8 protein-coding genes are annotated in these 11,177 nt (G+C 71.6%); 1 reads left to right on the top strand and 7 read right to left on the bottom strand.

Going from position 1 to position 11,177, the window contains the following annotated elements:
* Nucleotides 1-35: 35 nt before the first annotated feature.
* The 7 genes from OG385_RS32205 to OG385_RS32175 form a co-directional block, all read right to left on the bottom strand.
* Nucleotides 36-1,043: an ABC transporter substrate-binding protein gene (locus OG385_RS32205; protein WP_266860189.1), complete on the bottom strand. Its 1,008-nt coding sequence runs from the start codon at nucleotides 1,041-1,043 to the stop codon at nucleotides 36-38.
* Between the two features lie 3 nt (nucleotides 1,044-1,046).
* A complete protein-coding gene (locus OG385_RS32200) occupies nucleotides 1,047-3,038 on the bottom strand; it encodes a proline/glycine betaine ABC transporter permease (protein ID WP_266860187.1) in 1,992 nt (663 codons plus the stop codon).
* Nucleotides 3,039-3,093: 55 nt separating this feature from the next.
* Nucleotides 3,094-4,341: a glycine betaine/L-proline ABC transporter ATP-binding protein gene (locus tag OG385_RS32195; RefSeq protein WP_266860185.1), complete on the bottom strand. Its 1,248-nt coding sequence runs from the start codon at nucleotides 4,339-4,341 to the stop codon at nucleotides 3,094-3,096.
* Complete coding sequence (locus tag OG385_RS32190) at nucleotides 4,338-5,897, bottom strand: GMC family oxidoreductase (protein ID WP_266860183.1); 1,560 nt, start codon at nucleotides 5,895-5,897, stop codon at nucleotides 4,338-4,340. Before OG385_RS32190 ends, OG385_RS32195 begins: the two co-directional genes overlap by 4 nt.
* 62 nt (nucleotides 5,898-5,959) lie before the next feature.
* Nucleotides 5,960-7,435 (bottom strand): aldehyde dehydrogenase family protein, encoded by a 1,476-nt coding sequence (locus OG385_RS32185; RefSeq protein ID WP_266861298.1) that lies wholly within the window; start codon nucleotides 7,433-7,435, stop codon nucleotides 5,960-5,962.
* Between the two features lie 182 nt (nucleotides 7,436-7,617).
* Complete coding sequence (locus OG385_RS32180) at nucleotides 7,618-8,478, bottom strand: MaoC/PaaZ C-terminal domain-containing protein (protein ID WP_266860181.1); 861 nt, start codon at nucleotides 8,476-8,478, stop codon at nucleotides 7,618-7,620.
* Nucleotides 8,479-8,545: 67 nt separating this feature from the next.
* Entirely contained in the window at nucleotides 8,546-10,225 is a 1,680-nt protein-coding gene (locus OG385_RS32175; RefSeq protein WP_266860179.1) for an AMP-binding protein, read from the bottom strand.
* A gap of 147 nt (nucleotides 10,226-10,372) precedes the next feature.
* Between OG385_RS32175 and OG385_RS32170 the strand changes: the two genes are divergently transcribed.
* Complete coding sequence (locus OG385_RS32170; protein ID WP_266860177.1) at nucleotides 10,373-11,164, top strand: SDR family oxidoreductase; 792 nt, start codon at nucleotides 10,373-10,375, stop codon at nucleotides 11,162-11,164.
* The last annotated feature ends 13 nt before the right edge of the window (nucleotides 11,165-11,177 follow it).

The following is an 11,177-nucleotide window of genomic DNA, read 5'->3' as shown; positions in this document are numbered from 1 at the left end:
CGCCGGTCCGCGTGGACCGACGGCATGACGCGCTGTCATTTCTTGCCGGGGAGCCACTTCTTCCAGATGTCCGGGTTCTGGTCCACCCAGCGCTTGGCCGCCTCGTCGGCCGACAGCCTCTGCGAGGCGATCATCTCGGAGACCTTGTTCTGGTCGTCCTTCGTCCACTTGAAGTTCTTCAGGAACGTCGCGGCGTCGCCGCCCGTCCTGGTGAACTCGGTGTTGAAGTACTTCTGGAGGGGCGTCGACGGGTAGGCGCAGTCGATGGACTTCGGGTCCTTGACCCCCTTGTCCGCGCACTTCGCCGTGTACGGGGGGAGCTTGACCTCCTTCATCGGTACCTGGTTGAAGAGCCACTGCGGCTCGTACCAGTAGCTGAGGAAGGGCTTCTTCTCCTTGGCGAACTGCTGGATCTGGGTGATCTGCGCGGCCTCGGACCCGGCGAAGACCACGTCGTAGTTCAGCTTGAGGTTCTTCACCAGCGCCTTGTCGTTGGTGACATAGGACGGCGAGCCGTCCATCAGCTGGCCCTTGCTGCCGCTCTCCGCCGTACGCAGCTGACCGGCGTACTTGTTGAGGTTCTTCCAGTCGGTGACATCCGGGTGTTTGTCCGCCCAGTACTTCGGGACGAACCAGCCGATGTGGCCGGTGACCCCCAGGTCGCCGCCCGCGGTGATCGTCTTCTTGTCCTTGACGTACCGCTTCTCCTGGTCGGGGTGGCCCCAGTCCTCCAGGATCGCGTCGACCCGGCCCTGACTGAGCGCGTCCCAGGCAGGGATTTCGTCCACCTGGACGGTGTCGACGCGGTAGCCGAGCTTGTGTTCGAGCAGATACTTGGCGACGGCCACGTTCGCCTGTGCGCCGACCCAGCTCTGCACGGACAGCGTGACGGACTTGGCGCCCTTGGCCGCCGCGAACGGTGAGGCCTGCTTCGTCATGTCGGCGGCCCCGCAGCCGCTGAGCGAGACGAGCAGGGCGCCCGACGCCAGGGCGGCGAGTACGGTCGTGGCGCGGCGTGCGCCACGGGTGCGGGTACGGGTCACGGTTCAGGCCCCCTTCCGGGTGCGGCGTTCGGTGGGCTGGGTGACCCGGTCGAGCATCAGGCCGAGGCAGACGATGGCCACACCCGCGACGAGGCCGATGGCGAGGTCGCCCGTGGCCAGTCCGGTGACGACGTCGTAGCCGAGGGCGCCGCCGCCCACCAGGCCGCCGATGATGACCACGGCGAGTACGAGGACCACGCCCTGGTTGACGGCCAGCAGCAGCGCCGGGCGGGCCAGCGGCAGCTGGACCTGACGCAGCGTCTGCAGCCGGGTTGCGCCGAGCGACCGGGCGGCTTCCACCGCTGCCGGATCGACCTGGCGCAGGCCCTGGGTGGTGATGCGGATGACGGCGGGGAGCGCGTAGACGACCGCGGCGGCGGCGGCCGGGGCGCGGCCCACGGCGAAGAGGGCGACGACCGGGATGAGGTACACGAACTGCGGCATGGTCTGCATGACGTCCAGGACCGGGCGCAGTACGGCCTCGGCACGGCGGCTGCCCGCTGCGAGGATCCCCACGGCGAACCCGATGACGAGCGTGACGACCAGCGCGGCCAGGACCTGGGAGAGCGTGTCCATGGACGGCTTCCACATGCCGAGTACGCCGATGGCGCAGAGCGCGAGTACCGCGGTCAGGGCGGTCTGCCAGGTGCCGATCAGCCAGGCGAGGGCGGCGACGATCAGCAGCGCGCCCCACCAGGGCAGCCCGGTCAGCCCGTCCCTGAGAGGGTCGAGGATCCAGGAGGTGAAGTGCGCGGCCCAGTCGGCGGTGCCGCCGACGACGGGGACTCCGGAGTAGAGGTGGTCGACCATCCACTCCTTGAAGTCGTTGACGGGCCGCGCGATGGCCACGGTGGTTCCGGCGGGCCAGAGCGTGGAGCCGGCCAGCCGGCCGGCCACCGCGACGACGGCGGTACCGACGGCCGCGAGGGCCCAGCCGCGCCAGCCGCGCAGGGCGGCGGGTCCGGAGGGCTCGCTGCCGAGGCGGGTCCCGGCCGCGGCGGTGGTGCGGTCCATGACGATGGCGAGGAGCACGATCGGGATGGCCGCGGCCAGCGCCCCGCCGACGTCGACGGAGGCCAGCGCCTGGTAGACGCGGTCGCCGAGACCGGCGGCGCCGATGAGTGAGGCGATGACGACCATCGAGAGCGCCATCATGATGGTCTGGTTGAGGCCGAGGAGCAGTTCCTTGCGGGCCAGCGGCAGCCGGGCGGTGATCAGCCGCTGGCGTGCGGTGGAGCCGAGCGAGGCGACGGCCTCCAGGACTCCTACGTCGGCGCCGCGCAGCCCGAGCGCCGTGAGCCGGGCCATCGGCGGAGCCGCGTAGACCACGGTGGCGAGCAGGGCGGCCGGGACACCGATGCCGAACACCAGGACCACGGGCAGCAGATAGGCGAAGGCCGGCAGCACCTGCATGGTGTCGAGCACCGGGCGCAGGATGCGGAACAGCCGGTCGGAGAGACCGCCCGCCAGGCCGAGCACCGCTCCGACGACGGCGGACACGATGACCGCCACCACCATCAGCGCGAGCGTCTGCATGGTCGGCACCCACATGTCCAGCACTCCGCTGATCAGGAGGGAGACCAGGGCGGTTGCGGCGATGCGCCATCCCGCCACCCGCCAGGCCACCAGGGTGACCGCGGCGGTGACCCCGGTCCAGCCGAGGGCGAGCAGCACCAGATAGACGGCGCGTACGGCGATGACCACGGCGTTGCTCAGATAGCCGAGGAAGTACAGGAACAGCGGGTGGGTGTCGCGGTTGTCGATGATCCAGTCGCTGACGTGGCCCAGCGGTGCCGAGACGTCCACGGTGAGCGCACCGGGCCACAGTCCGCTGGACCAGACGGAGTTCGCGATCGGTACCAGGACGGCGGCGGCGACGGCGAGCACGAGGAGCTTGCCCGGACCGCGGTGGAGCAGTGCGGTACGGATCCGGCCGGCTCTGCCGGGCGCGGCCGGGCTTTCGGCGCCGAGGGGGGCGGTGGTGGCGGTCGTCATGCGCGCCTCCGGGTGGCCGGGTGGAGCAGGCGCGCGGGCGCGTGGAGCGTACGCATCAGGCGGCCACTCCGCTCTCGGCCGGGCTCTCGTCGAGACGGGCCACGACGGCGAGCAGACAGGCGTGGTCCACGATGCCCAGGCACCGGTCCCCCTCGACGACGCGGACGGCGCCTCCGGAGCGGACGACGGTGTCGATGGCGTCGGATATGAGCGTGCCGGCGGGCACCGACTCGCCCTCGCCGGCCTCGCCGTCCTGTGCGGGGCGCATGGCCCGGCGGACGGTGAGGACCTGCTCGCGCGGCACGTCGCGTACGAAGTCGCGTACGTAGTCGTCGGCCGGTGAGCCGACGATCTCCTCCGGCGTGCCGAGCTGCACGATCCGGCCGTCGCGCATCAGCGCGATGCGGTCGCCCAGGGTCAGCGCCTCGGACAGGTCGTGGGTGATGAAGACCATGGTGCGGCCCTCGTCCTTGTGCAGCCGGACGACCTCCTGCTGCATGTCCCGCCGGATGAGCGGGTCGAGCGCGCTGAACGGCTCGTCGAAGAGGAGGACTTCGGGGTCCACGGCGAGCGCGCGGGCCAGGCCGACCCGCTGCTGCTGGCCGCCGGAGAGTTCGCTCGGCCGCCGGTGCTCCAGGCCCGTGAGGCCGACCTTCTCGATGAACTCGGCCGCCTTGGTGCGGCGTTCGGCCCGGCCGACGCCCTGGATCTCCAGCCCGTAGGCGACGTTGTCCAGGACCGTGCGGTGCGGGAGCAGGCCGAAGTGCTGGAAGACCATGGCGGCGCGGTGGCGGCGCAGTTCGCGCAGCTTGGTCCTGTCCATGGCGCGGACGTCCTCACCGTCCATGGTGAGGTCGCCGCTGGTGGGCTCGATGAGCCGGGTCAGACAGCGCACGAGCGTCGACTTGCCGGAGCCGGACAGGCCCATGACCACGAAGACCTCGCCCTCGTGGACGTCGAAGGAGACGTCGCGCACGGCGGCGGTGCAGCCGGTGCGCAGGCGCAGCTCCTCGCCGGTCAGCCCGGTCAGCGCGCTGTCACCGGGGATCCGGTCGGCGCGGGGGCCGAAGACCTTCCACAGATTGCGTACGGAGAAGACGGTGCCGCGCTTCTCGTCCGCCGGTGCGGCGGCAGCGTCCGATGCGGGCGTCACGTCCGATACAGGCGTCACGTCCGATGCGGGCGCGGCGTCCGATGCGGGCTTCGCGTCCGATGCGGGCTTCGCCTCCGATGCGGGCGTCGTCGGTTCGCCGCTGTGCCGTCCGGCGTCGCCGGAGGCGGCCGGGGTGCCGGTCGCTGTCATGCCGTACCTCCCTGGGCAGGGGTGGCGGCCAGCAGTTCGGCGCACTTCTCGCCGACCATGAGGACTCCGATCATGGGGTTGACCGACGGCATCGTCGGGAAGACGGACGCGTCGGCGATACGGATACCGGCCAGTCCGCGGATCCGCAGCTCGGGGTCGACCACGGCGAGGGCGTCGTCGGGGGCGCCCATCCGGCAGGTGCCCGCCGGGTGGTAGACGGTGTGCGCGACCTTGCGGGCGTACTCGCTGATGTCCTCGTCGGACGTGACATCGGGACCCGGGCAGACCTCGCGCTTGAGCCAGTGGGCGAGCGGTTCGGTCTTCGCGATCTCGCGGGCGAGGCGGATGCCGTCGACCAGCGTCCGGCCGTCGTAGTCGTCCTCGTCGGTGAAGTACCGGAAGTCCAGGGCCGGTTTGACCTCGGGGTCGGCGCTGGTGAGGTAGAGGCGGCCGCGGCTGCGCGGCTTGGGGATGTTGGGTGTCATCGACACACCGTGCTCGGGCTTCTCGTAGCCCAGCCGCTCCGGGTTGTCGGTGAAGGGGATCTGGTAGAAGTGGAACATCAGGTCAGGGCCGCGCGATCCGGGGTCGCGGCGGACGAAGAGTCCGGCGTCGGAGTCCATCGCCGAGTTCTCCGGGATGGGCCCGTCGGTCTCCCACACGATGACGGACTCGGGGTGGTCGAGGAGGTTCTCGCCGACGCCCGGCAGGTCGTGCACGACGGGAATGCCGAGGGCTTCCAGGTCCTGCTTCGGGCCGATGCCCGACAGCATCAGCAGCCGCGGGGTGTCCACGGCGCCCGCGCAGACCAGCACTTCGCGGCCGGCCCGCAGCAGGACCTCTTCGCCGTCCTTGGTGCGCACGTGCACACCGGTGGCACGGTTGCCGTCCAGTTCGAGCCGGTGGGCCCAGGTCTCCAGCATGATGGTGAGGTTGGGCCGGTCGCCGGCCTCGATGTGCGGGTGGAGGTAGGCGACCGAGGCGGAGGAGCGCTTGTTGCTCTCCGGGTGGTAGGCGAGGTCGAAGAAGCCGACGCCCTCGTGGAAGGGCTTCTTGTTGAAGCCCTCCACGCGCGGGACACCGGCCGCCTGCTGGGCCGCGGCGACGAAGTCGCTGGCGATGGCGTTCCGGTCCTTCTCGTCCACCGCGACGATGTTGTTGCGGAGCTTGGAGAAGTACGGGTCCATGGACTTCGCGTCCCAGCCGGCCGCGCCGTGCTCGGACCACTCGTCCCAGTCTCCGGGCAGCGGCTTGAACGAGATCAGGGTGTTGTGCGAGGAACAGCCGCCGAGCACCTTGGCGCGGCTGTGCAGGATGTGCGAATTGCCGCGCGGCTGCTCAGTGGTGGGGTACGCGTAGTCCAGGTCGCCACCGAGCAGACCGAGCCAGCGGCGCAGGGTGAGGACGTCGTCGCGGTCGATGTCGGTCGGGCCGCCCTCGACGACGACGACGCTGACGGCGGGATCCTCGGTGAGCCGGGAGGCGATCACCGAACCCGCGGTGCCACCGCCGACTATGACGTAGTCGGCGGCGACCGTGGAGATCTCCGGAGGCATGAGGCGTTGCTCCTTCTGCAAAGTGCTGACGGTGGTAAGCGGCGCTGCGAACAGACGGGCAGTCAGCCCGTGAACCAGCGGACCGGTGCGGGCCGGAGGTTCTCGTAGATGTGCTTGGACTCGCGGTACTCGTCCAGGCCGGTGGGGCCCAGCTCGCGGCCGATGCCGGACTTGCCGAAACCGCCCCACTCCGCCTGCGGGAGGTAGGGGTGGTAGTCGTTGATCCAGACAGTGCCGTGCCGGAGCCGGGCTGCGACGCGGCGGGCGCGGGCGGTGTCGGCCGACCAGACGGCGCCGGCCAGTCCGTACTCGGTGTCGTTGGCCAGTGTCACCGCCTCCTCCTCGTCACGGAAGGTCTCGACGGTCAGGATCGGGCCGAAGGTCTCCTCACGTACGACCTTCATGGAGCGGTGGCAGCCGTCGAGGACGGTGGGCGCGTAGAAGTAACCGGTGGCGGGCCGCTCGTCGGACGGCTCGGGGCGCTTGCCGCCGCAGCGCAGCTGCGCTCCTTCGGCCAGGGCCGACGCCACGTACGCCTCGACCTTGTCCAGCTGCTGCTGGGAGACCAGCGGCCCGCACTCGACGCCTTCGGCGGTGCCGCGGCCGAGTCTGATCCGCTCGGCGCGGCGGGCCAGTTCGGCGACGAAGCGGTCCCGGACGGACTCCTCGATGATGAGCCTGGCACCGGCCGAGCAGACCTGGCCGCTGTGGATGAAGGCGGCGTTCAGCGCCTGGTCCACGGCGGTGTCGAAGCCTTCCTCGGTGGAGCAGGCGTCGGCGAAGACGACATTGGGGTTCTTGCCGCCCAGCTCCAGGGCGATCTTCTTCGCTCCGGCGACGGCCGAACTCGCGGCCGTGGTACCGCTGGCCAGTCCCCCGGTGAAGGAGAACAGGTCGACCTGCGGGTGTTCGGCGAGCCTGGCCCCCACGGGTACTCCGGGGCCGGTGACGATGTTGGCCACTCCGGCGGGCAGGCCGGCCTCCGCCAGGAGCTTCACCAGGTGGACGGTGGAGAGCGGGGTGACCTCGCTGGGCTTGATCACGAAGGTGTTGCCCGCGGCGAGCGCCGGTGCGATCTTCCAGCTGGCCTGCAGCAGCGGGTAGTTCCAGGGGGTGATCAGGGCGCAGACGCCGACCGGCTCATGGACGACGACGCTGTGGACGTCGGGCGATCCGGCGTCGACGACCCGGCCGCCGCTCTCGTTCAGCACCAGATCGGCGAAGTACCGGAAGGCGTTGGTGACGTCGTCGACGTCGACCCGGCCCTCCTCCAGGGTCTTGCCGGTGTCGCGGCTCTCGATGAGCGCGATCTCCTCGCGGTCGCGCTGGAGCAGCCCGGCGACCCGGCGCAGCAGCGCGGCGCGTTCGGACACCGGCGTGAGGGGCCAGTCGCCCCGGCCGCCGGCGAAGGCGGTGTGCGCGGCCAGTACGGCGGCGTCCGCGTCCTCCGCGCCGCCTTCGGCGACGACTTGCAGGGTCTTCGCGTCGGCGGGGTCGATGACCTCCCGTGTGGCGCCGGATGCGGCGCCCCGCCACATCCCGTCTACATGAATGGTCTCGCTTGCCGACACGTGTGTTCTGCCTTTCCTCACTCAACTGAATCCACTGGTTCGACCAGTGGTCCGGTCACCTCCCCGATTGGCCTTTACCTATGCCTGAACATCAACAGAAAGTGACCCGGCTCACTCACCGTGCACTTACACCGCTCCGGCCGGTGCGGTCAGGCGCTGAACCCGGCCCGTCCGCCGGACACCACTGAGCGGCCGCCGCCGAGGAGTTCGAAGCGCAGTTCGGCGGGCGGCGCCGGGTGCGCGCCGGCAGGCGGGCGCGCCTCCGGACCCGCGGGCTCCCAGGCGTGTGCCGTGAGGCGGTCCCCCGGGAACACCGGGGCCGCGAAGCGGCCTTCGAGGCGGACCAGATCGGCCGGATGAGCGCCGACCGCCCGGGCCAGCGGCAGCGTCGCGGCCGCCATCGAGCACAGCCCGTGCAGGAACGGCCTCGGCTGCCCGGCCGCCCGTGCGGCGTCCGGGTCGATGTGCATGGCGTGGCGGTCACCGAGCAGCCGGTAGAGCGCCGCCTGGTTCGGGGCGGTCGCCACCTCGGCCCGGTGGCCGGGCGGTTCCGGCGGGGCGGACGGTGCGGCCGGGCCGCGTTCGCCGCCGAAGCCGCCGCATCCCGGGGCGAAGAGCGACCAGGTGGCGACGGAGCAGTCGCTGACCACGACGACCTCGAACACCGCGGCCGATCCCTTGTCCCAGACCTCGCTCACGTACGCGCGCATGGACAGCTTGCCGGAGCGCGGCAGCGGTGCCTTCACCTGGAGCCGCTGGGCACCGTGGACCGCGGTACGGATGTCGAACGCGCCCAGCGAGCCGAGTGCGTCGGGCGCCCACTGGGCGAGGGTGAGCGCGAAGGTGGGCAGCACCCGCAGCCGTTCCTCGAAGACCAGGTCCAGGTCGGTGGCTTCGGCGCCGATCGCGAGGGCGTAGAGGATCGCGTCGCGCTCGTCGTAGCTGACGGTGCGCTCTCCCAGCTCACGGCCGCGCCAGGCACCCGCCGGGGTGCGCGACGGCGCGCTCACGCCGTGGCTCCCCGTACAGCGGTGAACTCACCCGGCGGGATCCGGTATTTGGCGGCGTGCATCGCGGTCAGCTCCTGTCCAGGGCGGTCTTGAGGACTTTCCCCATGGCGTTGCGCGGGAACCGGTCGAGGACCACGACCTCGCGCGGCACCTTGAAGTTGGCCAGCCGCTCCCGGCAGAAGGCGATCACCTCCGCGGGATCCGGCCGCTCGCCCGGCCGGGCCGTGACATAGGCCCGGCCCACCTCGCCCAGCCTCGGATCCGGTATCCCGACGACGGCGGCCTCGGAGATCTGCCCGTGGCGCGCGAGCAGTTGCTCGATCTCGGCGGGGTACACGTTGAACCCGCCGACCAGGAACATGTCCTTGAGCCGTCCGGTGACGGTGAGGTTGCCTTCGGCGTCGAGGCACCCGACGTCGCCGGTGTGGAGGCGGCCCTGCGCGTCGATCGCCTCGGCGGTCGCGGCGGGATCCTCGAAGTACCCGCGCATCACGTTGTATCCGCCCACCACGATCTCGCCGTTCTCACCGGCCCCGAGCGGGTTGCCCGCCGCGTCCACCACACAGAGGTCCACGCCGTCGACAGCCCGGCCGGAGGTCCGGGCGACGGTCCGCGCGTCGTCGTCGGCGGTGCACATGGAGACCATGCCGCACGACTCGGTGAGGCCGTACGCGGTGAGCACGGTCAGCTTCAGTTCCTCCCGCATCCGCTCGACCAGTGCGACGGGTACGACGGAAGCGCCGGTGACGGCCAGGCGCAGCGACGAGGTGTCGTAGGCGTGGCGGTCCGGGTGGTCGAGGATCGACGTGTAGATGGCGGGCGGACCGGGCAGCACGGTCACCTTCTCCTCGCTCACCAGCCGCAGAGTCTCCCGTACGTCGAAGACCGGCTGGAGCACCATCGTGGCCGCCCGGCCCAGACAGGCGAGGACTCCGGCCTTGTACCCGAAGGTGTGGAAGAGAGGGTTGACGATGAGATACCGGTCCCCGTGGCGCAGCCCGGCCCGCTCGCTCCAGGCGTCGAAGGCGCGGATGTTCTGGCCGTGTGCCGTCAGTGCGCCCTTCGGTCTGCCGGTGGTGCCCGAGGTGAAGAACATGTCGCAGGCGTCCTCTTCGCCGACCGCGGCGGCCCGTGCGTCGGCAGCCGCGCCGGACACGGGCCCGCCCGCGGCCAGGAACTCCTGCCAGCCGCGCGCCCCGGGGGCCGCGCCGTCCCCGATGAGCACCACGTCGAGCAGTGCGGGCAGCGCGGGGACCGGCCCCGTGCCGCGTACAGCGGCGCCGGGACCGTCGTCCTCGGAGGCAGCGGGAGCGGCAGCGGCAGCGGCCGGACCGCCGTCTCCGGGCCCGGTCTCCGGGGCGCCCGGCAGCCCGCCGAGGTAGCCGAGGTAGTCGTGGCCCAGGAAGCCGTTGTCCACGAACAGGGTCCTGGCCCCGCTCCTGGCGAGCAGCCAGCCCGCTTCCTCGCCCTTGTAGCGGGTGTTGACCGGCACCAGCACGGCCCCCGCACCGAGCGCCCCGAGTGCGGCCACCACCCAGCGGTGCCCGTTGGGGGCCCAGACGGCCACCCGGTCGCCGGGGACGACGCCCGACGCCATCAGGGCGGCGGTGGCGCGCCGCACCCGCGCGGCCAGTTCGCCGTACGTCAGCCGGGTCGCGCCGTCGACGAGCGCCTCGGTGTCCGGGTGGCTGCGGGCCGTCGTGGCCAGCACGCCGGGAACAGTACGGGCCGGCTCGTCCTGCGTCATGGAGACCCCTCGTCGTAGGAATTCTCGGAATGAAAGCTCGTAATCCAGTGCACTCTAGTCCACCTACCTAACGCTTGGTAGGTTGATGTCGCACCAGCTCCCGGCCGTCCAAGGCACAGCCGGGCCCGGACGGCACGGAGGCGGCTCATGACCATCAGGAACCCGGCGGACTTCACCGGACGGGCAGTCGTCGTCACGGGCGGCACCAAGGGAATCGGACACGCGATCGCCGAGGCGTTCCTCGGCGCGGGGGCCGAGGTCCTCGTGTGCGGCCGCGGTGAACCGGATTCCCTGCCCGCCGCCGGCGGACGCACCGCGGCCTTCCTCGCGGCGGACGTACGCGACCCCGACGCGGCGGCCGGCCTCATCGAGCACGCGGCGGCCCGGTTCGGCCGGCTGGACACGCTCGTCAACAACGCGGGGGGCTCGCCCGATTCGGACGCCGCCACCGTCTCGCCGCGGTTCGTCGAGCGGATCGTCGCACTCAATCTGCTGGCGCCCTTCTACACGGCCCAGGCGGCCAACCGCGTCATGCGGACGCAGGACGAGGGCGGCTCGGTCGTGAACATCGGCAGCGTCTCGGGCCACGATCCGCAGCCGGGCACGGCCGCCTACTCGGCCGCCAAGGCCGGACTGCTCGGCCTGACCCGCGCCCTGGCACTGGAGTGGGCGCCGCTGGTCCGCGTCAACCACATCACCACCGGGCTGATCCGCACCTCGAACGCGGCGGCCGTCTACGGCAGCGACGGAGGTGCGGCGGTGGCGCGGACCATCCCGATGGGGCGGATGGCCGTGCCGTCCGACGTGGCCGACGCCTGCCTGTTCCTGGCGGGCCCTCAGGCGTCGTACGTGAACGGCGCCGATCTCGCCGTCCACGGGGGCGGCGACGTACCGGGCCGCTACCTCGCGGCGCGCTCCGCCGACACGGCCGCAGGCTGACGGGCCGCGACCG

It is taken from the genome of Streptomyces sp. NBC_01306 (genome assembly GCF_026340465.1).
GTDB lineage: Bacteria > Actinomycetota > Actinomycetes > Streptomycetales > Streptomycetaceae > Streptomyces.
This window is presented reverse-complemented; position numbering and strand designations above follow the sequence as displayed.

Coding starts and splice junctions, on each gene's coding strand:
- OG385_RS32200 (WP_266860187.1), bottom strand. CDS start 3,038: ATGACGACCGCCACCACCGCCCCCCTCGGCGCCGAAAGCCCGGCCGCG.
- OG385_RS32195 (WP_266860185.1), bottom strand. CDS start 4,341: ATGACAGCGACCGGCACCCCGGCCGCCTCCGGCGACGCCGGACGGCAC.
- OG385_RS32190 (WP_266860183.1), bottom strand. CDS start 5,897: ATGCCTCCGGAGATCTCCACGGTCGCCGCCGACTACGTCATAGTCGGC.
- OG385_RS32185 (WP_266861298.1), bottom strand. CDS start 7,435: ATGTGGCGGGGCGCCGCATCCGGCGCCACACGGGAGGTCATCGACCCC.
- OG385_RS32175 (WP_266860179.1), bottom strand. CDS start 10,225: ATGACGCAGGACGAGCCGGCCCGTACTGTTCCCGGCGTGCTGGCCACG.
- OG385_RS32170 (WP_266860177.1), top strand. CDS start 10,373: ATGACCATCAGGAACCCGGCGGACTTCACCGGACGGGCAGTCGTCGTC.